The sequence below is a fragment of the Microbacterium altimontanum genome, from assembly GCF_058349865.2.
Genome location: NZ_JBYRJB020000003.1, coordinates 295029 through 317276, shown reverse-complemented (window position 1 = coordinate 317276; position 22248 = coordinate 295029). Strand labels below are relative to the sequence as shown.

19 protein-coding genes and 1 tRNA gene are annotated in these 22248 nt (G+C 69.9%); 5 read left to right on the top strand and 15 right to left on the bottom strand.

What is annotated here, in order from left to right; all coding sequences use genetic code 11:
* Nucleotides 1-13: 13 nt before the first annotated feature.
* The 8 genes from AC3RX1_RS06335 to AC3RX1_RS06300 all read right to left on the bottom strand — a co-directional run bounded on the left by AC3RX1_RS06335 (nt 14) and on the right by AC3RX1_RS06300 (nt 8331).
* Nucleotides 14-2491: a DEAD/DEAH box helicase gene (locus tag AC3RX1_RS06335; protein ID WP_491500390.1), complete on the bottom strand. Its 2478-nt coding sequence runs from the start codon at nt 2489-2491 to the stop codon at nt 14-16.
* Complete coding sequence (tatC, locus tag AC3RX1_RS06330; RefSeq protein ID WP_491500558.1) at nt 2488-3240, bottom strand: twin-arginine translocase subunit TatC; 753 nt, start codon at nt 3238-3240, stop codon at nt 2488-2490. Before tatC ends, AC3RX1_RS06335 begins: the two co-directional genes overlap by 4 nt.
* 66 nt (nt 3241-3306) lie before the next feature.
* Complete coding sequence (tatA, locus tag AC3RX1_RS06325) at nt 3307-3546, bottom strand: Sec-independent protein translocase subunit TatA (RefSeq protein WP_491500389.1); 240 nt, start codon at nt 3544-3546, stop codon at nt 3307-3309.
* Between the two features lie 73 nt (nt 3547-3619).
* On the bottom strand, nt 3620-4606 hold the full coding sequence (locus tag AC3RX1_RS06320) for a helix-turn-helix transcriptional regulator (protein ID WP_491500388.1): 987 nt from the start codon (nt 4604-4606) through the stop codon (nt 3620-3622).
* On the bottom strand, nt 4603-5532 hold the full coding sequence (locus tag AC3RX1_RS06315) for a helix-turn-helix transcriptional regulator (protein ID WP_491500557.1): 930 nt from the start codon (nt 5530-5532) through the stop codon (nt 4603-4605). Before AC3RX1_RS06315 ends, AC3RX1_RS06320 begins: the two co-directional genes overlap by 4 nt.
* 115 nt (nt 5533-5647) lie before the next feature.
* On the bottom strand, nt 5648-6598 hold the full coding sequence (locus AC3RX1_RS06310) for an FKBP-type peptidyl-prolyl cis-trans isomerase (protein ID WP_491500387.1): 951 nt from the start codon (nt 6596-6598) through the stop codon (nt 5648-5650).
* A gap of 9 nt (nt 6599-6607) precedes the next feature.
* A complete protein-coding gene (locus tag AC3RX1_RS06305) occupies nt 6608-7642 on the bottom strand; it encodes a tRNA (adenine-N1)-methyltransferase (RefSeq protein WP_491500386.1) in 1035 nt (344 codons plus the stop codon).
* Nucleotides 7639-8331: an HAD family hydrolase gene (locus AC3RX1_RS06300; protein WP_491500385.1), complete on the bottom strand. Its 693-nt coding sequence runs from the start codon at nt 8329-8331 to the stop codon at nt 7639-7641. The genes AC3RX1_RS06305 and AC3RX1_RS06300 overlap by 4 nt, the downstream gene beginning before the upstream one ends.
* Nucleotides 8332-8414: 83 nt before the next feature.
* On the opposite strand from AC3RX1_RS06300, the gene AC3RX1_RS06295 reads away from it, so the two are divergent.
* Complete coding sequence (locus tag AC3RX1_RS06295) at nt 8415-9278, top strand: PAC2 family protein (RefSeq protein WP_491500384.1); 864 nt, start codon at nt 8415-8417, stop codon at nt 9276-9278.
* 51 nt (nt 9279-9329) lie between these two features.
* Here AC3RX1_RS06295 and AC3RX1_RS06290 read toward each other — a convergent pair whose 3' ends face one another.
* Nucleotides 9330-10175: an undecaprenyl-diphosphate phosphatase gene (locus AC3RX1_RS06290; RefSeq protein ID WP_491500383.1), complete on the bottom strand. Its 846-nt coding sequence runs from the start codon at nt 10173-10175 to the stop codon at nt 9330-9332.
* 27 nt (nt 10176-10202) lie between these two features.
* Nucleotides 10203-11510 (bottom strand): M20/M25/M40 family metallo-hydrolase, encoded by a 1308-nt coding sequence (locus tag AC3RX1_RS06285; protein WP_491500382.1) that lies wholly within the window; start codon nt 11508-11510, stop codon nt 10203-10205.
* Nucleotides 11511-11629: 119 nt separating this feature from the next.
* Between AC3RX1_RS06285 and AC3RX1_RS06280 the strand changes: the two genes are divergently transcribed.
* The 3 genes from AC3RX1_RS06280 (at nt 11630) to glgB (ending at nt 16379) form a co-directional block, all read left to right on the top strand.
* Nucleotides 11630-11714 (top strand) — tRNA-Leu (locus AC3RX1_RS06280).
* A 439-nt stretch (nt 11715-12153) separates the two neighbouring features.
* Nucleotides 12154-14235 carry a maltotransferase domain-containing protein gene (locus tag AC3RX1_RS06275; RefSeq protein WP_491500381.1) on the top strand — a complete coding sequence of 694 codons (2082 nt, stop codon included), beginning with the start codon at nt 12154-12156 and terminating at the stop codon, nt 14233-14235.
* Complete coding sequence (gene glgB / locus AC3RX1_RS06270) at nt 14232-16379, top strand: 1,4-alpha-glucan branching protein GlgB (protein WP_491500380.1); 2148 nt, start codon at nt 14232-14234, stop codon at nt 16377-16379. Before AC3RX1_RS06275 ends, glgB begins: the two co-directional genes overlap by 4 nt.
* 24 nt (nt 16380-16403) lie before the next feature.
* On the opposite strand, the gene AC3RX1_RS06265 is transcribed toward glgB, so the two are convergent.
* Complete coding sequence (locus AC3RX1_RS06265) at nt 16404-17351, bottom strand: tetratricopeptide repeat protein (protein WP_491500379.1); 948 nt, start codon at nt 17349-17351, stop codon at nt 16404-16406.
* Complete coding sequence (locus AC3RX1_RS06260; protein WP_491500378.1) at nt 17348-19138, bottom strand: DUF8094 domain-containing protein; 1791 nt, start codon at nt 19136-19138, stop codon at nt 17348-17350. The genes AC3RX1_RS06265 and AC3RX1_RS06260 overlap by 4 nt, the downstream gene beginning before the upstream one ends.
* 189 nt (nt 19139-19327) lie before the next feature.
* Here AC3RX1_RS06260 and AC3RX1_RS06255 point away from each other — a divergent pair, with 189 nt between their 5' ends.
* Complete coding sequence (locus AC3RX1_RS06255; RefSeq protein WP_491500377.1) at nt 19328-20383, top strand: AI-2E family transporter; 1056 nt, start codon at nt 19328-19330, stop codon at nt 20381-20383.
* A 79-nt stretch (nt 20384-20462) separates the two neighbouring features.
* Here the strand turns inward: AC3RX1_RS06255 and AC3RX1_RS06250 are convergent, their stop codons facing one another.
* Genes AC3RX1_RS06250 through AC3RX1_RS06240 form a run of 3 tightly spaced genes read right to left on the bottom strand, consistent with a single transcriptional unit; the run spans nt 20463 to nt 22218 of the window.
* Nucleotides 20463-21170, bottom strand: coding sequence for an alpha/beta hydrolase (locus AC3RX1_RS06250; RefSeq protein WP_491500376.1), 708 nt, complete (start codon nt 21168-21170; stop codon nt 20463-20465).
* Nucleotides 21171-21455, bottom strand: a complete 285-nt coding sequence (locus AC3RX1_RS06245) for an Rv1322 family protein (RefSeq protein WP_491500375.1) — start codon at nt 21453-21455, stop codon at nt 21171-21173. It abuts the gene before it with no gap.
* Nucleotides 21456-21459: 4 nt separating this feature from the next.
* A complete protein-coding gene (locus AC3RX1_RS06240) occupies nt 21460-22218 on the bottom strand; it encodes an aggregation-promoting factor C-terminal-like domain-containing protein (RefSeq protein WP_491500374.1) in 759 nt (252 codons plus the stop codon).
* Nucleotides 22219-22248 lie beyond the last annotated feature (30 nt).

The following is a 22248-nucleotide window of genomic DNA, read 5'->3' as shown; positions in this document are numbered from 1 at the left end:
CGGGGGAGGTGACTCAGACGGTGGAGTACGCGACGATCCCCCGCCGCACCGCGTCGAGCGCCCGGCGGGCGGTCACCGGGAGGTCGCCGTCGGCGACCAGCGAGAGCTGATCGAGCAGGTCGATCGTCTGCTTCGCCCAGCGGACGAAGTCACCGGCTGCCATATCGGCTTCGGTCAGCACCCGTTCGAGGCTCATGCCCCTCGCCCAGGAGGACATCGCCTGGGCGAGCCCGGCCGACACCTCCGACGTCCCCGGCAGCTGATGGTCGTGCTCGACGTCATCGAGTTGCGCCCACAGGTGCTGCGTGCGGGTCAGCGCGTTCCGGAAGGGGCCCCGCGGCAGCCCGCGCTCGTCGGCCGCGTCGTCGCGGCGAGGCTCATAGACGAGGCAGCACACCAGCGCGGCGAGTCCGGCGACGTCGAGGTCGTTCCAGATGCCGCTGCGCAGCGATTCGGCGACGAGAAGGTCCCGCTCGCCGTAGATGCGGCGCATCGTCCGCCCGGCATCCGTCAGCGTCGTGTCGCCGTTCTCGTCGATGCGCGCGTAGTCCAGCGCGACGAGCACATCGACGACACGGTCGAACTGGCGCGCGACGCTGCCCGTGCGCCGTTCGATCTGGCCCCGGATGCGGTCGGCGGTGCGCTTGAGCTTCCAGTACCGCTCGGCCCATCGGGCGTGGTTCTCGCGATCCGGGCACGAGTGGCACGGGTGGCGCTGAAGCTCCCGACGGAGTCCCTGGATCTCGCGCTGCCGGCGCTGGCGCACCGCGTGCGTGGCGCTGCCGTCCTTCCGGTTCAGCTTCTCGAGGTCGCTCAGTCGACGGCGCAGCCCGGAGTACTCGACGAAGTCGCCGCGATCGCACGTCATCGACGTGGCGTAGCCGGCCAGCGAATCCTCGATCTCGCGCACCTGCCGCGCGAGCCCGACCACGGCGCGGTCGGCCTGGAACTGCGCGAAGGACGACTCGAGCACCTCGCGGGCCCGCTCGCGCCCGAACTGGTCGATGAGGTTCACCGCCATGTTGTACGTGGGCCGGAAGCTGGAATTGAGCGGATACGTCCGGCGCGAAGCGAGGGCGGCCACCGACTGCGGGTCCATGCCCTCGGTCCACTGGATCACCGCGTGACCTTCGACGTCGATGCCCCGGCGCCCTGCGCGGCCGGTCAGCTGGGTGTACTCCCCGGAGGTGATCGCCACGCGGGCTTCACCGTTGAACTTCTCGAGCTTCTCGAGCACGACGGTGCGCGCCGGCATGTTGATGCCCAGGGCGAGCGTCTCGGTCGCGAAGACGACCTTCACGAGCTTGCGCTGGAAGAGCTCCTCGACGATCTCCTTGAACGCGGGCAGAAGCCCCGCGTGATGAGCGGCGACCCCCCGCTCGAGGTTGTCCTTCCACTCCCAGAAGCCGAGCACCTCGAGATCCTCGTCCTGCAGCGTGCGCGTGCGCTCATCGACCAGCGCGCGGATCTCGCGCCGTTCCTCCGTGGTCGTGAGGCGCACTCCTGCCCGCCGTACCTGCTGCACCGCCGCCTCACAGCCCACACGGCTGAAGATGAAGAAGATCGCCGGCAGCAGCCGATCGCGCTCGAGCAGCTCCACGAGGTCGGGGCGGTCCATCCGCTCGATGCGCCGCACGTTCGCCGACCGTACCGGCCGCTGGCCGCCGCGCGGCGGGCGCCGGCGGGACGCCTCGTATCCACCCGAGCTGCGGAACTGCTGCGCACGGCGGTTGTTCTCGAACGTCGGCCCCTTCGTCGACCGGATGCGCATGAGCTCCTGGTTGACCTGCGCCGTCGCGACGCCGGCGCGGTCGTCGAACAGGGGCAGCAGATCTCCGCGCACGAGGACGTGCTGCTCCAGCGGCACGGGCCTTGTCTCCGACACGATGACCTCGGTGTCACCGCGGACCGTGTCGAGCCAATCGCCGAACTCCTCGGCGTTCGACACGGTGGCCGACAGGCACACGAGCTTCACGGTCTGCGGGAGGTGGATGATGACCTCTTCCCACACCGCCCCGCGGAACCGGTCGGCGAGGTAGTGCACCTCGTCCATCACCACGAACCGCAGCCCCCGCAACGCCGACGAGTCGGCGTAGAGCATGTTCCGCAGCACTTCGGTGGTCATCACCACGACCCGAGCGTTCCCGTTGACGCTGACGTCGCCCGTGAGAAGCCCCACATCGTCGGGACCGTACACGTCGACGAGTTCGCGGAACTTCTGATTCGACAGAGCCTTCATCGGCGTCGTGTAGAACGCCTTGTCGCCCGGCTCGAGCATCGCGAGGTGGATCGCGAACTCGCCCACGACGGTCTTTCCCGCCCCGGTGGGCGCTGCGACGAGGACGCTGCGGCCATCTTCGAGGGCGTGGCATCCGGCGATCTGGAAGGGGTCGAGCTCAAACCGCTGCGCGTCGGCGAAGGATGCCGCGAGCGGATGCCGGGCTTCGTTCTGCGCGCGCTCGTACCGCTCGGCGGGGCTCAGGGAACTCACGCCGGCGACTCCAGCGGACTGTTCTTGGCCTTGCGCCGGTCGAACAGCAGCGACAGGATCGCGGCGGCGAAGTACAGCACGCAGAGGATGCCGGCCAGCAGCAGCATCGAGAAGACGTCGGCCGCGGGTGTCGCGGCGGCCGCGAAGACGACGATCACGATGATCGCGATACGCCATCCCTTGAGTATCGCGCGACCGGACATGATGCCGGCGAGGTTGAGTGCGACGAGGAAGACCGGCGTGACGAAGGAGACGCCGACGACGAGCAGCAGCTTGAAGACGAAGTCGTAATACGTCGAGTAGTCGTAGAACTGCGCGACGCCCTTGCCGTCGGGGACGAACATCGCCATCACCTCGACCATGTGCGGCATGATCAGCCAGCCCACGTAGAGACCGGCGGCGAACAGCGGGATGGCGGCGGAGACGAACCCGATCGTGTACCGGATCTCCTTCCGGGTGAGTCCCGGCATGATGAACGCCCAGAACTGCCAGAGCCACACCGGCGCGGAGATCAGCAGACCGATCGCGAAGGCGATGCGCATACGGAGGTCGAATCCGCTCGTGACAGTGCCGAAGTTCAGCGCCGTGTAGCGGTCGCCATGTGCGGCGGCGATCTGCGCGATCGGCTCGGAGATCAGCTGCGTGACCGGCTCGCTGATCACGAAGCCGATCACCATGCCGACGATGAGCCCCGCAGCGGCGATGAACAGCCGCTTGCGCAGCTCGCGGAGGTGGCCGCCGAGCGACATCCGCTTGTCATGGGGCGGTGTCGCCGGCTCCCCGACGCGCGGTGACCCGGTCTGTGTCACGTCCGGCTACGGCTTGGGATCGCCTGTGCCGCGCGTGACCGGCGCGTCGGCCGAGGCATCCGTCGTCGGCGCGGAAGTCGGCTCAGCCGGGCTGGCGTCGTCGTTCTTCATCGCCTTCATCTCGCCCTTGAAGACGCGGGCGGACTGCCCGAGGCTCTTCGCGAGGGCCGGAAGCTTCGCGGCACCGAACAGCAGCAGGATCACCGCGAGGATGATCAGCAGGTGCGGCCATCCGAATGCGCCCATGATGTCTCCTTCTCGTGCGCTGATTCTCCAGTGTAACGGCTCCCGCCCGGCAGAAGCCGACGCCGCCGGCGGTTCAGCGACTCGGGTTCTGGGGCTGGTCGGGATACTGCGCGAGTCCGGCGCGGGCCCATTCCACGGCGGCGGCGCGGGCGGCGACCGGCTCGACGATCTCGACAGCGCCGCCCCGACCGGTCACGAGCCGCTTGAGACTCTGGGCGTCGGCGACCCGCAGCGTCGCCGTCGTGACCCCGTCGGATGTCGACGTCTGCGCCCGGGAGAGGTATCCGCCGAGGAGCGGAGCCACCTCGGCGGCGAACCGCAGCGTCACGACGATCTCGCCCTCGCCCGTCTCGAACAGGTCGGGAACCGGGTCTTCCCCGTGCGTGATGGCGATGTCGGTGAGCGCGAGGTCGCTGACCCGATCGAGGTGGAAGGTGCGCATCGCCTTGCGCAGATGGCACCAGCCCTGCAGATACCACTGGCCGTCGGCGATGTGCACCTTCACGGGGTCGACGGTGCGGGTCGTGACCGGCGCGTCCGGCGCCTTGTAGGAGAACGACACCGCCACGCCGGTGCGGAGGGCCGCGTCCACCGTCACGCGCACATCGTCGACGGGGTCGGGCACGACGACCACGTCGGCCGGCGTGCTCGACGCGCCCTTCGCGAGCTTCGCGATGAGGCCCGCGATGACGCCGCTGTCGCCGACTCCCGGCAGCGACTGCGCCAGCTGCAGGCCTGCCAGCAGCGCCGCCGCTTCGCGCGCCGTCAGCCGCGGCGCATCCTCGAGCCCCACGGTGTTCGTGATGACGATCCGGTCCTGCTCGTCGAGCAGGTCCCAGTCGATGTCGAAAAGGTCGTTCGCCATCTGCCAGTACCCGGATTCGCCCGGCCGCCCGATCACGGTGAGCTTCTCCACCATCGCCCGCATCTGATCGGGCGTGACATCGAATTCGCGTGCCGCCTCTTCGACCGACACCTCACCCTGGTTGATGAGGTACGGCACGAGCTGCAGCATGAGCGCCGCACGGTCGGTGGCGAGGACGGGGCGCTGCGAGCTCACAGTTCTCCTCCGTGTGCGGCGTAGGCGGCTGCGAGGCGGCGCACCACCTGATCGCGCAGATCAGCGGGCTCGACAACCCGCACCTCCGGCCCGTAGGTCGCGAGCTCGTCGGCGAAGATGTGCACGTCGACATACGGGACGCGGATGCCCTGCTCGGCCGGCTCGCCGCGTCGGCTCAGGCGCAGCGCCGCTTCGGTCCCTGGATTGACCTCCAGCAGCGCGCGGTGCGTGGCGGCGACCTCGGCCAGCCCGGCCAGGGCGCGCTCCCCCGCGCCGACGCGCAGCGCCGGGTCGAACTCCCGCCGGGTGATCTTGACGTCGCCGACGATGCGGGACAGGAGGAATGTGCGGTCGGCCTCCAGGTCGACGTCGATGCCGAACACGTGCCAGCGGGCCTCGTACTCGACGAGGGCGAGCGGCCGGATGGTTCGCGTGCGCGGGGAGTCCTCCCCCGGCTTCAGGTAGGGGAACGTCACGATGCGCGACTGCTCGATCGCGCGCTGAAGCGGTGAGAACGCCGCGTCACGCAGGCTGATCCGCGGAGAGTAGCCGATGATCGGCTCGTCCACCGCGATCCCGAGTGCCCGGATCTTGCGCAGGCCGCTGCGCGCGTCCGCCGACATCGAGCCCTGGCTCCAGACGCCGCCGGCGAGGTTCAGCACGGCGATCTCTGCGGGAGTGAACGTGATGTCGATGGGCAGCGCGTATTCGGCCCTCGGCACGCGGTACCGCGCCTGGCGCAGGTCGTCGGGGTCGAGTCGATCGCCGATGGTCTCGATCGGCACGCCGAGCCCGCGCAGGTTCTCCTTGTCGCGCTCGAACATCTTCTCGAGCGCATCCTTCTTCGCGCCCGCCTCGCTGAGCTCGCGGTAGCCGGTCACCGAGCCGAGGATGGTGTCCTTCGTCAGGCCCTGCTCGGTGGCCATGAGCGCGACGACCAGGTTGAGCAGGCGCTCCTCTGGGGCGCTGCGCTCGGCGGCGGAGGATGAAGAGGACGCAGACACGACCCCCATACTAGGGGTGGCTCGCCTCGCGGCGTCGCTATTGCGCGTTCGCCGCGGTGCCGATCCCGAGGATGTCGATGACGACGACCTGCGTGTCCTTGGCGTCCGAAGATCCGTCCGCCTTCGGGATGACGGCCAGCACCTGGGAGCCGACGGTCTTGCCCTCGACCGCGGCCTGGAAGCCCTTCGATTTGGTCGACAGCGTGACGAACTGCGGCTCACCGTCCCACGTGGAGTCGGCGACCGACTTGTCGGTCCAGTTGACGATCGTGTAGTTCAGCAGCACCGTGTCGTCGGCGGCCACCTTCGCACCGTCGCCCCGCTTCAGCACCTGCACCTTCAGCTCGCTCGGCGCCGCGCCGTCGGGCACGATGACGCCGGGTCGGCCGCCGGGTGCGCGAACGACAGCCGGCATCCCCCAGCCGGAGTTGTAGACCGGAGAGCCGTTCGCCGCCGCGAGGTACACCTTGCGCACGTCGATCACGGCGACCGCTGAGTCCGTCGGGGCGAGTCCGAGGCTCTGCGCCGACGCCTGCTCGATCCCGCCGGGGGCGATCGCCACCGCGACGCGGGTGCCCGCGGTCGCACAGTGCAGGGCGGTGCCGAAGGCCGGGAAGGACTGCGTCCAGCGCGAGAGGGCGAACGTCGACTGGTCGCCGCTGTAGCTCGTGCTCACGAGCGGCTTGCCGGTCGTGGCACTGATGAGCGACACATCGAGCGACACCATCTGGTCGGATGTCGAGATCGGCACCGAGCCGGTGCCCTCTGCGACGTCGGCGAACTGCGTCGTGGTGGTGTGGAACGGCGTGTGCACGTTCACCGTCGGGGCCGCTCCCTCCGCGCCGGTCACCGAGATCTGGTCCATCACGTTCGAGCCGGCGTCGGTCGTACGGGGGCACGATGCAGCCGGGTCGGACGACGAGGCGCAGCCGACGAGGGCGACGGCGCTCAGGGAGAGGACGGCGAAGACGGCGGGAAGTTTGCGCACGGAATCAGTCTAGGCGTTCGGCTCCGGGGCCCCTGAACCGGCGCCGGAGTCGCGCTGGGCTGCGGCGCCGCGCACGCCGTCGGCAGCACGCTGCGCGTCGCGGATGCGCTTGCGCAGGTTCTTGTCGGTGATCTGGCGGTCTCCGACGGCGCCGGGCGTCCACAGCTCGACGTCCTCGTCGCCGTACGCCGTCTTGCGGATCGCGCGTTTGCGAACGTCGGGCGGGACGGCGCCGGGAGCGAGCCTGCGTGCCGAGATGAGGAAGCCGGTGTGCGCGACCATGCGGTGGTCGGGTCGCACCGCGAGGCCCTCCACGTGCCAGCCGCGGACCATCGTCTCGTTCGCCTCGGGTTCGGTGAACAGGCCGGTGCCGCGCAAGTACTCCGCGACACGGCTCAGCTGGGTCGCCGTCGCCACGTAGCAGAGGACCACGCCGCCGGGCGCGAGCGCCTCGGCGACGGCGTCGATGCATTCCCACGGCGCCAGCATGTCGAGGACGACCCGGTCGACGGTTCCCGCGGGCACCGCGGCCGAGAGCTGCTCGCTGAGGTCGCCCAGTACGATCTGCCAGTTCTCCGGCTCCGCACCGATGAACGTGGTGACGTTCGCACGAGCCACGTCGGCGAACTCCTCCCGGCGCTCGAAGGACAGCAGCCGACCCTCGGGCCCCACGGCGCGCAGCAGCGAGAGCGAGAGCGCCCCCGAGCCCACGCCGGCCTCCACGACTACGGCGCCCGGGAAGACGTCGGCCTGCGCGATGATCTGGGCGGCGTCCTTGGGATAGACGATGGCAGCGCCGCGCGGCATGGACATCACGAAGTCACGCAGCAGCGGACGCAGGGCGAGATACTCCGCCTCGCCGCCGGAGACGACCGAGCCGTCCGGCATTCCGACGAGGTCCGCGTGCTTGAGCACACCACGGTGCGTGTGCAGCTCCCCACCTTCGCGCAGCGTGATGGTGTGCAGCTTGCCCTTCGGCCCGGTCAGCTGCACGCGATCGCCGTACCGGAACGGACCGCGGGGGCGGGGTGCGACGGCGGTCATGCGGTGCCTCCTGGGCGTCGTTCGGCGCGAAGCGTGGTGAACAGGTCGGCGATGTCCTCGGCCGATCGGCCTTCGAGCGTCGGCCAGATCGCGTGGGCCCCCACGCCGGTCAGCGAGACCATCAGCGGGACGCCGAGCGCGACGGCGCCCGACGCGACCGCCGAGCGGAGACCGTTCGGCGAGTCCTCGATCGCGACGGCCTCCGCGACGTCGACGCCGAGCTCCTGTGCCGCCTGCAGATACGGGTCGGGGTAGGGCTTCGGTCGCGTGACGTCATCCCCCGCGACGATCACGTCGAAGGCGTCGAAATCGATGAGGTCGACGATCGCCCGCGCCATCCGATGCATCGACATCGTGACCACGGCCGTCTTGACCCCCGCGTCGCGAAGGCCGCGCAGCAGCTCTCGGGCGCCCGGTCGGAACGGCACTCCGTCGCGGGCGAGGCTCGTGAGCACGTCGTCGGTGAGGCGTTTGACGATGGCCGACGCCTCCATCCGCACGCCGTGCGCCTGTAAGATGCCGGCGGCATCCATGAGACCGAGGCCCACCATCTGCAGCCCCTGCTCATGCGACCATGTGCCGCCGAACTCCTCCACGAGCGGCGTCTCCGCCGCCATCCAGTACGGTTCCGTGTCGACGAGCGTGCCGTCCATGTCCCACAGGACTGCGGCTGGAAGGCGGGAGGTCATCCGTCCATCGTATCCGGGGGCCCGGTGCCGCCCCCGACGGCGGCAGTATCCTGGAGGGATACGCCGAACCGGAAGGAGCGCGTGTGGAGGGACTGGGCCGGCGGATCGTCGTCACCGCCTTCGAGGGCTGGAACGACGCGGGAGAGGCTGCGACGTCGGCCGCGACGCTCCTGCGCTCGAGCAGCGCCTACGAGCCGGTGTTCTCGGTCGACCCGGAGCTGTACTTCGACTACCAGTACAGCCGTCCGCAGATGGTGAGCGATGCCTCCGGCCGCCGCATCCTGCGCTGGCCCGAGACCACGCTGCTGCGGCCGACGCAGCGCACGCGGGGCACGCAGCTCTGGCTGCTCGTCGGCGTCGAGCCGGCGCGCGCCTGGCAGGCGTTCACCGGCGAGGTGATCGACGTGCTGCTGCGCGAGGACGTCACGGGTCTCGTCGCCCTCGGCTCGATGATGTCGGACGTGCCGCACACGAGGCCGATCTCGGTGTTCGCCGGCAGCGACAACGAGAAGCTGCGGTCGTCGCTGGGTCTTGAACGGAGCACATATGAGGGCCCGGTCGGAATCTTGAGCGCTCTCGCCGCGACCGCGGAGCAGTCGGGAATCCCCACGGCGGGGCTGTGGGCGAGCGTTCCGCACTATGTGGCCGGGCAATCGCCGTCGCCCAAGGCCACGCTCGCGCTGCTCGACAAGCTCGAGGAGATCACCGGCGCGAACGTGCCGCGCGGCGACCTCGCCACGCAGGCTGCCGCGTGGGAGGCGTCGATCGACGCCGCGGCGGCCGAGGACGACGAGATGAGCGAGTACATCCGGCAGCTCGAGGCCGCGCGCGACACCTGGGACTCGCCCGAGGCCTCGGGCGACGCGATCGCACTCGAGTTCGAACGCTACCTGCGGCGCCGCGGCGACGGCCCGGGCAAGCCCGGCCGCGACGATCCGCGGCGCTGAGCCGGGTCTGGTCTAGCGGCGGCCGCCGAGTCGGACGTGCCAGCGGATCCGTCAGCTCTGGATGACGCCCATGCTCAGGAGCACGATCAGCACGGCACCGAGCGCGACACGGTAGACCACGAACGGCATGAAGCTGTGCCGGGAGATCCACTTCATGAAGAACGCGATCACCGCGAGTCCGACGCCGAAGGCGATGATCGTCGCCACCGCGGTCTCCCCCATCGTGAAGACCTCGTGCTGGGCGGGCGCCTTCACGACCTTGTAGAGCTCGTACAGGCCGCTGCCGAACACGGCGGGGATCGCGAGGAGGAACGCGTATCGGGCGGCGGCCGCTCGGGTGTAGCCGAGCAGCAGGCCCGCCGTGATGGTGCCCCCGGAGCGGGAGACGCCGGGGATGAGGGCGAGGGCTTGGGCGAAACCGTAGATGATGCCGTGACCGATCGTGAGGTCGTCGAGCTTGCGGCGCTGCGCGCCGATCATGTCGGCGATCCCGAGGATGACGCCGAAGACGATCAGGGTCCCGGCGACGATCCAGAGCGACCGCAGGGTCGTCTCGATCGCGGTCTGGAAGAGGAGCCCGAGCACGACGATCGGGATGGTGCCGACGATGATGAGCCAGCCCATCCTCGCTTCGGGGTCGTTCCGGGGCAGCTTCCCGACGAGCGAGCGGAACCAGTGTCCGATGATCCGCACGATGTCGCGCCAGAAGAACACGACGACGGCCGCCTCGGTGCCGATCTGGGTGATCGCGGTGAAGGCGGCGCCGGGGTCGGCGTTGGGACCGAGGCCGGGCATGAACGCGCCGACGATGCGCAGATGGGCGCTCGAGGAGATGGGCAGGAACTCGGTGAGACCCTGCACGAGGCCCAGGATGACGGCCTCGAAGAAGTGCTGCATGGAACGCCTTTCGTGCGTGGATGCGATTCAGCAGGTGCGGAGCAGGTCGCCGAGGACGCGTCGACCGAAGTCCAGCGCGTCCAGCGGCACCCGCTCGTCCACGCCGTGGAACATGCCGGTGAAGTCGAGACCGGCGGGCAGGCGCAGCGGCGCGAACCCGTAGCCGGCGATCCCCAGTTGCGAGAGCGCCTTGTTGTCCGTGCCGCCGCCCATCAGGTACGGGATGACGGGGACGCCGGGGTCGTGCCTGCCGAGTGCCGCCACCATCGCATCGACGAGGCTGCCCTCCAGGGGTGCCTCCAGACCGATGTCGCGGGTGACGGTCTCGACCTCGATGTCGGCGCCGACGATGCGGCGGATGTCGGCGAGCACGTCGTCCTCGGTGCCGGGGATGACCCGCACGTCGATGAGCGCCTCGGCGGCGTCGGGGATGACGTTGTGCTTGTAGCCGGCGGTCAGTCCGGTGGGGTTCGTCGTCGTGCGCAGCGTGGAGCGGATGAACGGCATGGCTGGCCCGGCGAGGTCGACGAGCGCGTCCGGATCGTTCGGGTCGCCGCCCCCGAGCTCGGCGAACGCAGCGAGGAGCGCGGTGGTCGCCTCCGTGAGGTGGATCGGCCATTCGGTTCGACCGATCGCGACGACCGCCTCGGCGAGCCGGGTCACGGCGTTGTCGGGATGGAAGCCGCTGCCGTGTCCTGCCCGCCCGCGAGCGCGGAGGCGCAGCCACAGGAGGCCCTTCTCCCCCACCTGCAGCAGATACGCCCGGCGCTCGCCCACCGTGATCGAATAGCCGCCGACCTCGCTGATCGCCTCGGTCGCGCCGGCGAACCACTCGGGGCGGTCGCGCACGACGAGGGCCGAGCCTTCCTTGCCGCCGTCCTCCTCGTCGGCGAAGAACGTGAGGACGAGGTCGCGATCGGGCTGGTCGCCGTCGCGCAGGATGTCGCCGACGGCCGCGAGGATCATGGCGTCCATGTCCTTCATGTCGACGGCGCCGCGGCCCCAGAGCACGCCGTCGCGGACGACCCCGGCGAAGGGATCGACCGACCAGTCCTCGGCGATCGCCGGAACGACGTCGAGGTGGCCGTGCACGACGAGAGCCGGACGATCGCTGTTGCGGCCCTTCACACGGGCGCAGACGTTCGTGCGGCGCGGAACGGGCTCGTAGAACTCGACCTGAAGTCCGAGCGACTCCAGGTGCGCAGCGACGTACTCCGCCGCTTCCCGCTCCCCCGCGGCGCGGCCGCCGCCATGATTCGTGGTGTCGATGCGGATGAGGTCGCGAGCGAGGCGCGCGACCTCGGTCAGGGCGGAGTCGTCCTCGGGCCGGGGCATGCGCACAAGGCTACCGGGTGACGCCTGAGACCCACGGCGCGCCCGGCGGCCGGCTGAGTTCTGAGTCGGCCGAGGGACGTGGTAATGTCGTTCCTCGGTTGCGAAACCGGAAACCACCGGCGCGGGTGGCGGAATAGGTAGACGCGCTAGCTTGAGGTGCTAGTGCCCGTATAGGGCGTGGGGGTTCAAGTCCCCCCTCGCGCACAAATGGAAAAAGGTCCCGTCAGGGGCCTTTTTCCATTTGTCCGTCAGGGTGTCGGCGAGAACCCAGAACCGCCTCGGGGTGGGCCCACAGCGCCCGAGGCTCCGCGCGCCGCGCAGCGGCGTGTGGAGTGGCGCTGGGGACAAGTCCCCCCTCGCGCACAAATGAGAAAAGGTCCCGTCAGGGGCCTTTTCTCATTTGTCCGTCAGGGTGTCGGCGAGAACCGCCTCGGGGTGGGCCCCTGCGACTGGAGGCTCCGCGCGCCGCGCAGCGGCGTGTGGAGTGGCCGTAGGGACAAGTCCCCCTCGCGCACAGACCGAAGGACGCCCCGTCGGAGCCCTTTCCGCTCGCCACAGGGCGTCGCCACTCTGCCCGCATCACATGCTCGGCGACGCGGCGCAACCCCCTGCGTCGGCATTCCGAGCGCGATAGGTTCGTGACGTGGCATCGAGTTCTGCGCGTCGTCGACCGGTCTGGCGCAGCCAGACGTCCATCCCGGTGCGCCCGGCTGGGGACCTGCAGGGGAACGCCGACACCGTGAGCGGACGCATCCCGCTCCTCGAGCCGGGGCCGGCGCTTCCCGGGTTCGAGCGCCTGCTGCCGAAGGCCTTCGTCGGCGAAGTCGTCCCGTTCCGCATCACGGCGTTCCGTGAGGGGCACGACATCATCGGCGTCCACCTGCGGCTCACATCGCCCTCTGGCGACGTGTCGCTGCACCGCATGCTCCCCCTCGAGGACGGCTTCGACCACTGGCGCACCGAGGTCGCGGTCCTGGAGCAGGGCGACTGGTCCTTCCGGTTCGAGGCGTTCAACGACGACTACGCCACCTGGCGGCACGCCGCCGACGTGAAGATCGCGGCGGGCATCGACATCCCGCTCATGTGCGAGACCGGTGCCCGGCTGTTCCTGCGAGCAGCGGAGGAGGACGACCGCCCCGCCACCTCCCGCACCGCTCTGCGCAGGGCGGCCACAGCGCTGCGCCGGGCGAAGGATGCGGATGCCGCTCTCGCCGTCGTCCGTGACGACAGGCTCGCCACTCTGCTGCGGGATCGCCCGCTCGTCTCCCTCTCGACGGCCGGGCCGCCCCTCCCCCTCCGTGTGGAACGCGAGCGGGCCGGCGTCGGAGCCTGGTACGAGTTCTTCCCGCGCTCGGAAGGCGCCGAGCGGTCGGAGGACGGCACGGTGCACAGCGGCACGTTCCGCACCGCGGCCAGTCGCCTCGCAGGCGTCGCGGGCATGGGGTTCCAGGTGCTCTACCTCCCGCCGATCCACCCGATCGGCGAGACGAACCGCAAGGGCCCGAACAACACGCTCACCGCCGGTCCCGGCGATCCCGGATCGCCCTGGGCCATCGGCGGACCGGCCGGCGGGCACGACGCGGTCCATCCCGACCTCGGCACTCTCGCCGACTTCCGCGCGTTCGTGAAGGCCGCTCGCTCGCAGGGCCTGGAGGTCGCACTCGACCTCGCGCTGCAGGCCTCGCCCGACCACCCGTGGGTCAGCGCACACCCCGAATGGTTCACGACGCTCCCCGACGGGTCGATCGCATACGCGGAGAACCCTCCGAAGAAGTACCAGGACATCTATCCGATCAACTTCGACAACGATCCCGACGGTCTGAAGGCGGAAGTGCTCCGCATCGTGCGGCACTGGGTCGCACAGGGCGTGCGCATCTTCCGGGTCGACAACCCGCACACCAAGCCGCTGTGGTTCTGGGAGTGGCTCATCCGCACCGTCACCGACGAGGATCCCGACGTCGTGTTCCTCGCCGAGGCGTTCACGCGCCCGGCTCCCCTGCAGGCGCTCGCACGCGTCGGATTCCAGCAGAGCTACTCGTACTTCACCTGGCGCAACACGAAGGCCGAGCTCGAGGAGTTCCTCGCCTCGGTCGCCCGCGACACCGCCGACTTCCTGCGACCGAATCTCTTCGTGAACACGCCCGACATCCTCACCGAGTACCTCCAGTTCGGCGGCCGCGCCGCGTACCGCGTCAGGGCGGCGATCGCCGCGACGGCGGCGCCGTCGTACGGCGTGTACGCCGGGTATGAGCTCTACGAGAACGTCGCGCGCCCCGGCTCCGAGGAGAACATCGACAACGAGAAGTACGAGTATAAGCTGCGCGACTGGGCCGGCGCCGAGGCATCCGGTGATTCGCTCGCCCCCTTCCTGCGCCTGCTCAACGAGATCCGAGCAGCGCATCCCGCCCTCCGGCAGCTGCGGAACCTCACGATCCACTACAGCGACGATGACAGCGTGCTCGTCTACAGCAAGCATCTCGACGCAGGCCTCTCGCCCACCGGAGAGTCCGACACGATCATCGTGGTCGCGAACGTCGACCCGCACTCGGTGCGGCAGACGATGATCCACCTCGACACGACGGCGTTCGGGATTCCCCTCGGCCAGGAGTTCGCCGTGCAGGATCTCGTCACGGGCGCTGAGTGGACATGGGCCGACCACGACTTCGTGCGCCTCGACGCATTCACGGAGCCCGTGCACATCGTGACGGTGAAGGGGGCGCGATGATGACGATCCCCGACGAGGTGCTCGACAGCGTCGCGCACGGCGCGCACCACGCTCCGCACGACGTCCTCGGCCTGCACCCGGGGACGGATGCCGCGGGCCGCGCGATGTGGACGGTGCGGGCGCGGCGGCCCCTGGCCGAATCGGTGACGGCCGTCTTCGCCGACGGGGAGCGCGTTCCGCTCGCGCACGTGCGCTCCGGCATCTGGGAGGGCGCCCGCAGCGGCCGGCCGCGCGCGTACGCGATCGAGGCGACGTACCCTGGCGGCCCGCCGCACACGGCCGACGATCCGTATCGGCACCTGCCGACGCTCGGCGAGCTCGATCTGCACCTCATCGGAGAGGGGCGCCACGAGCGACTCTGGGAGGTGCTCGGAGCACACCCCCGCGAACACGGGGGAACGAGTGGAACCGCGTTCGCCGTGTGGGCGCCGAACGCCCGAGCCGTGCGCGTGGTGGGCGACTTCAACGGCTGGGACGGCACCGGCCACGCGATGCGGTCGCTCGGCGGCAACGGGGTGTGGGAGCTGTTCATCCCCGGCGTGGGGATCGGCACCGTCTACAAGTACGAGCTGCTCACGCGCGACGGCGCGTGGATCGTCAAGGCCGATCCCATGGCACAGCGCGCCGAGACCCCGCCGGCCACCGGATCGGTCGTCACCGCCTCCCACTATGAATGGGGCGACGACGACTGGATCGGCGCGCGCGCAGCGGCCCAGCCGGTCGAGCGCCCGTTCTCCGCGTATGAGCTGCACGTCGGTTCGTGGCGTCCGGGGCTCGGCTACCGCGAGCTCGCCGATCCGCTCATCGAGTACGTGCACGAGCTGGGCTTCACGCACGTGGAGTTCATGCCGCTCGCGGAGCATCCCTTCGGCGGGTCGTGGGGATACCAGGTCAGCGGCTACTACGCCCCCACGAGCCGCTTCGGCTCCCCCGACGACCTGCGCTACCTGATCGATCGCCTGCACCAGGCAGGGATCGGCGTGATCATGGACTGGGTGCCGGGCCACTTCCCCAAGGACGAGTTCGCCCTCGGCCGCTTCGACGGGCAGGCGCTGTACGAGCACCCGGACCCCCGGCGCGGCGAACACCGCGACTGGGGAACGTACATCTTCGACTACGGGCGGAACGAGGTGCGCGGCTTCCTCGTCGCGAATGCCCTGTACTGGCTCGACGAGTTCCATGTCGACGGGCTGCGCGTGGACGCCGTCGCGTCGATGCTCTACCTGGACTACTCGCGCAATCCCGGCGAATGGGAGCCGAACGTCCACGGCGGCCGCGAGAACCTCGAGGCCATCCGCTTCCTGCAGGAGGTGAACGCGACGGCCTACCGCCTGCATCCGGGGATCGCGATGATCGCCGAGGAGTCGACGAGCTTCCCCGGCGTCACCGCTCCCACCTCCCGCGGCGGGCTCGGCTTCGGGTTCAAGTGGAACATGGGCTGGATGAACGACTCACTCGTCTACATCCAGCGCGATCCGCTGTACCGCGGTCATCACTCCGGCGAGCTCGCGTTCTCGTTCGCCTACGCCTTCAGTGAGAACTTCGTGCTGCCGATCAGTCATGACGAGGTCGTGCACGGCAAGGGAAGCCTTCTCGCCAAGATGCCGGGCGACCATGCGCACAAACTCGCCAACGTCCGCGCCTACCTCGCCTACATGTGGGCTCATCCGGGAAAGCAGCTGCTGTTCATGGGGCAGGAGTTCGGGCAGCTGTCCGAGTGGTCCGAGGCGCGCGGGCTCGACTGGTGGCTGTGCGATCAGCCGAGCCATCGCCAGCTGCAGGAGTTCGTCTCGTCGCTGAATCGCATCTACGTCGGTCACCCCGCCCTGTGGACCCGTGACGGCGACGGCGCCGCGTTCGCACACCTGGGCGGCCCGTCATGGAATCCCGACGTGCTCGCCTTCCGGCGCGGCGACGGCGCGGGCGCCGAGCTCGTCGCGATCTGCAACTTCTCCGGCGCCGTCATCGACGGCTACGAGCTGGACCTTCCGGCGGGCGGACGGTGGCATGAGGTGTTGAACACGGATGCCGCCGAGTACGGTGGCACCGGAGCGGGAAACCTGGGCGCGGTCACGGCAGACGAGAGCGGCCGCGCACGGATGGTGCTCCCCGCGCTCAGCGTGCTGTGGCTGGCCCGCGGCTGACGGCGTCTGGGCCGTCACGTCAGATCAGAACAGCAGCGAGGCGAGCCGGCGGCGCGCTGCAGCGACCCGCGGGTCTGCGTCGCCCACGAGCCCGAACAACTCGAGAAGACGCTCGCGCACCGGGGCGCGGTCATCGTCGGTCAGCGCGCCGAACAGCGTCAGCAGCCGATCGAACGCGTCGTCGACGTGTCCGCCGGCGATGTCGAGGTCGGCGACCGCCAACTGCGCGTCGATGTCCTGCGGGCGCTCGGCCGCCGCGGAACGCACCTGCTGCGCGTCGACGGACTGCACGCGGCCGAGCAGGCGCACCTGCCCGAGACCGGCGCGGGCGTCCTCATCCCGCGGGTTCTCGGCCAGGGCCTGCTCGTATGCCCGCGCCGCCCGGTCGTAGTCGCCATCCTCGATCGCCGCGTACGCCTCCGCGTGCAGCGCCGGCAGCGGCGGCTCCTCGCGCTCGGCCGGGGTGCCGTCGCCGTCCTGGTCGGCGGCGACCGTGCCGGTCACTCCGTTCTGGGCGGCGACCTGCAACAGCTGATCGAACACCTCGCGCACCTGCTGCTCGGGGACGGCGCCGGTGAACAGCGGGACCGGCTGGCCGCCGATGAGCGCGACGACCATCGGGATCGACTGCGCGCGGAAACCCTGCGCGAGCTGCGGGTTCGCGTCGACATCCACCTTGGCCAGCACGAGGCGCCCGTTCAGCTCCGTGACGACCTTCTCCAGAACCGGGCTCAGCTGCTTGCACGGCCCGCACCACTCCGCCCACAGGTCGATCACGACCGGCACCGTGCGCGAGAGCTCCAGCACCTGCGGGAAGGTGGCGTCCGTCACGTCGATCACGAGACCGACGCTCGGCGCCGCGCCATCCTGCGTCGCCGTGGCGGGCGCCGCGGGACGGTTGCGCAACGAGGAGAGGTCGACGGCACCGCGCAGCACGGCACTCGGGTTGACTTGCGGGTTCGGTTCGGTCACTTTCCGGCCACCTTCGCTCCGAGGATGTTCGAGGCATAGCCGAGCAGACGGATCTGGGCGTCGCCCGCTCCGACCCCCGGCACGTAGAAGAACAGCTGGTCGCTGTAGGTCGTGACGAACCCGCTCGGCGACTCCTTGACTCCGGTGAGCGCCTTCACACGGGGGTTGTCATCGAGCTTGATCACGGCGTCCTTGTTCGTCGGCTTGACGGTCTCGGTCTCGTCCACGTTGACCGCGACGATCGCGCCGCTCTCCAGCGTGGCGAGAGCGAGTGGCGGCTGCGATCCGGCGGCCGCGCCGAAGGTCATCGTTGCCGTCTGCTTCTTCTTCCCCGCGGTCTTGCTGAGCACCGCGAGCTGTTCCTTGCGCTTTGCCGCGACGCCCTTGAGGAACACGTCGTCGTCGGTGGCGAAGCTCGCCGCGGAGGTGCTCTTGTCACCCTTGTCGATGACGTCGGCGTAGGCCGCGGCGATCTCACCGGGCGGCATGACGAGGAACGACGAATCAGGCTGCACCGCAGTGGAGCCGACATAGGCGGGCGCGACATCGGGGAGCTTCGTCGCCTCCAGTCGCGCCGTGTAGGCGAGCTTGTACGGCGACCAGGCGTCCTTCTGCTGGATCATCATGATGGTCGAGGTCACGGCCTTGTCGGCCTTCTCCTCGGCGATCAGCAGCACGGTCCGGGGCCAGCGATCGTATGCCTGCGGCAGCACGAGCTTGAGCCCGGAGGTCGGCACCGCCGCGAGAGCGTCCTCCTTGATCTTGCCGCGCAGCGTGTAGTTGGTCTTGCGCTCGGCCAGCGCCGCGCCGTCGAGCCGCGTCGCGGCGAGAGTCGCATCCTTCGCCTCGTCCGCCTTCGCGACGGTCGACGAGATGCGGGCGAAGATGCGGTCGGCCTGCGTCTGGCTCACCGCCGGGGACTGTGCGTCGCCCGAGTCGACGACGGTCTCGGTCGGCGTCGGAGTCGGCGAGGCGCCGAACTGCGGCCACGCGTCGGCCGAGCAGCCGGCGAACAGCAGCGACGACAGCGCGAGGGCCGGCACGATCGCGAACGAGCGCCGTTTGACGGTCGAGCGTCGAGAGGATCCGGTACCCGCCGAGATGACGCCCTTGTCCGCCTGCTCGACGCTGAGGTCGATCGCCTCGGTGTCCGGCAGCGGCGGAAGCGCCTTGCGCCGCGGGCCGCGCGAGCGCCGCAAACGACGGATGCCGAGGATGTAGAGGAACACCCCGACGGCCATCAGGATGCCGCCGCCCACCATGAGCGGGCCGGCCCACGGGGTGGCGGTCTGCAGGGGCCACGTCACGGAGACCTCGGCCGGCGCCGGCTTCGTGCCGTCGGTGGCGACGAGGACGCTCATGGTGTCGGGCAGCTGAAGATGCTGGATGAGGATGTCGTCCTGCTGGAACTCGTCGAGCCACAGGTCGGATCCCGCCGGATTGCGATGCGTGGGCTGGCCCGCCGACGGCTGCACGACGGTGGTCTTGACCGCGCCGTCCTTGCCGAGCGTCACGTCGGTGTACTCGGCGCCGGCGAGCCACGCCGTCATGTCGGCGGTGCGGCCGTACGCGGCGAAGATCGTGCCCTCCTGGGCGGCCCGCAGCGTCTGCGTGCCGGGAAGGCGATTCAGGACGGCCCCGTCGATGAGGGTGTATGACGTGTCCCCGGTGCCGCTGATCGATGTCGTCTCGCTCTGAGGACCTTGGAACACGGTCCGCTGGGCGATGCCGGTCGCGATCATCACGGCGGCCAGCACGAAGGCGGCCACAGCCCACACGAAACGCACGAATTCTTCCTCCCCGGCCCGGAAATGCACAGACGGGCCGTACGACTCGACGTTCCAGGTTAGCGAACACGACCTGTGTGCGTACCGGGAGGGCCGCGACGGCGTCTGTGCATCACGGGAGAGTCGCTGATGTGTCCGGCGAACCCGGGAAAGTATCCTTGCCAGACACCGAACCGAGGAGGGGCACAGATGAAGGTGCAGAACCCGTTCCGCGTCGCCCTCGTGGCGACGCTCGGCGTAGGGCTCGGCCTGCTGCTGATCGGCAGCATCCAGACGCTGTCGACGATCCTCCTCTACATCGGCACTGCCCTGTTCCTGTCACTCGGCCTGGAGCCGGTGATCGCGTTCCTCGTGCGGCATCGGCTGCCGCGCTGGGCCGCCGTGCTCGTCACGATCCTGGGCGTGCTCGCCGTCTTCGCGGGGATCGTGCTCCTCATCGTGCCGATCATCGTGCGCCAGATCTCGCAGCTCGTGGTCGCGGTGCAGAAGTTCCTGGAGAGCACCTCGCTGCCCGAGGTGAAGGAGTGGATCCACTCCGTCTTCCCGGCGATTCAGATCTCCACGATGGACGAGGCCATCGCGAACGCGCAGAAGTGGCTGCTGGACAACTGGGGCTCGATCACGGGCGGGGTCATCGGTGCGGGGTTCGCCTTCGTCACGGCGCTGTTCGGCACCTTCATCGTGCTGATCCTCACGATCTACTTCACGGCATCCACCCCCTCCCTCAAGGCGGCGGTCTACCGTCTCGTTCCCGCGTCGCGGCGGGCCCGCTTCATCGATATCGGTGAGCAGATCTCCGACTCCGTCGGCTACTACGTCATGGGTCAGGTGACGCTCGGTGTCATCAACGGCATCCTGAGCTCGATCTTCCTGTCGATCATCCAGGCGCCGTTTCCCGCCGTGCTCGCCGTCATCGCGTTCTTCTTCTCGCTCATCCCGCTCGTCGGGACGCTGACGGGTGCCACGGTCATCGTCCTGACATGCCTCATCCCGGGGCTGGGCTCCCCCACCACGGCGCTCATCGCCCTCATCTACTACCTCGTCTACATGCAGATCGAGGCATACGTCATCACGCCGCGGATCATGAACCGCGCCGTCTCGGTGCCCGGCGGCGTCGTCGTCGTCGCCGCCCTCGCCGGCGGGTCGCTCCTCGGGCTGCTCGGCGCGCTCATCGCGATCCCTGTCGCCGCGAGCATCCTCATCATCTACCGGCAGGTCGTGATCCCCCGGCAGAACGAACGTTGACGCGCACCGGATGGATGTCGCACAGCGGCCCTGATGCGAGGTCAGGGTTGAGCGAGCGTAGCGAGACGAGACCCGCGCCTCACTCCCATTCCGTCGGCAGGGGCAGGGCGGCGGGGTTCACGACGCCGACGATCTCGCTCAGCACCCGACGGGTCTGATTCTCCCCGACCCACAGATGGCGGCCGGCGTCGACGGCGATGACCTCGGCGTGCGGCACCCGCGCGAAGCGGCGACGCGCCTCGTCGGGCCGCAGATAGTCGTCCAGCTCGGGGATGAGCGCCACGATCCGCCGCGGGTCGTTCGCCCACCCGTCGAGGTCGTCATCGGTGGCCCGGTGCAGGGGCGGCGAGAGCAGAATCAGCCCGTCGACCGGGAATGGGCGGCCGTGCATGAGGGCGAGCTCGGTGCCGAACGACCAGCCGACGAACCAGGGATGGGGCAGACCGCGCTCGGTGACGAGTGCCATCGCCGCGGCGACGTCGAACCGCTCCCCGACGCCATCCTCGAAGGCGCCCTCGCTGGTGCCGCGAGGCGAGGTCGTTCCGCGGGTGTTGAAGCGCAGGACGGCGAGGGCGGCGAGGGCGGGCAGGCGGGCGGCGGCCTTGCGGATGATATGCGAATCCATGAAGCCGCCCGCTGTGGGCAGAGGGTGGAGCGTGACCAGGGTCGCGACGGGGTCGCGGTCGACTGGCGTCGCCAGCTCGCCGACGAGCGTCAGCCCGTCGGATGTGTGCAGCTCGATGTCCTCCCGCCGTGCGGGCAGGACCACGGGGCCTCGGATCTCCACTCAGAACACCTTCCAGCAGTGCGTGTGCCAGTGCCGGCGCGCGGCGAGGTCCGCCGCATCGCCCAGGATGCCGTCGGCACGCCAGGTCACGACATGGGCGACGCCGATCGGGATCGTGCCGCCGCACCCGGGGCACGTGTACGTCTTCTGCGCCTGCGAGGCCGAGACCGGCTGCACCGTCCACTCTGCGCCGCGGTGCGTCTCGTTGCGCTTGAACCCCGCGACGAAGCGGTCGAAGGCGTCGCCGCGGTCGGGATCGGGACGCCGCCGGTGTGACCGGGGCATCGGGTCAGTACCAGCCGGTGGACTGCGAGTGACCCCACGCGCCGCACGGGGTGCCGTAGCGACCGCTGACGTAGCGGAGGCCCCACTTGATCTGCGTAGCGGGATTGGTCGCCCAGTCCGACCCGGCCGACGCCATCTTGCTGCCCGGAAGCGCCTGTGGGATGCCGTACGCGCCGCTGCCGGCGTTGTACGCGTTCACGCGCCAGCCGGACTCCTTCTTCCACAGCGCCACGAGGCACGAGAACTCGCCGTCGCCCCACCCGCGGGCCTTCACCATGTCGTAGGCGATGGCCTGAGCGCTGCCCGGGTTCGGCGCCGCGAACGGCACGCTGAACGACGCGGCACGCCCCTGGACGTTTCGCACCGGCTGGGGCTTCGGCTTGGGCTTGGGCTTCAGCGCGGCCGCGTAGCTGTCGCGCTCGAGTGCGGGAGAGGCGGCCTCGTCATCCGAGACCAGCTCGACGGTCTGCGCGTCGCCCAAGGCGCTGGCGTACACCGTCACCGGTGCGGCGACCTCGGCGTTCGCCGCCGAGGACATGGCCGCGCCCAGGGGGCTCAGGTACGCGGCGGCGAGGCCGACGACGGCGATGGCCGCGAACCCCGTCATCACGCCGCGACTGCGCGACCAGCGCACCGCGGTGCTGCGCTGCGGCGGAGGGGCCTGGGTCGCCGCCCGCGGCGCCTGCAGCGCACGATTCCGCAGATCGCGACGGAGCATCGGGCGGGATGCGTCGGGTGTCGTCGTCTCGTTGCCGGAAGTCACAGTGGGGTCGAGTCTACCGGGCACGAGCGC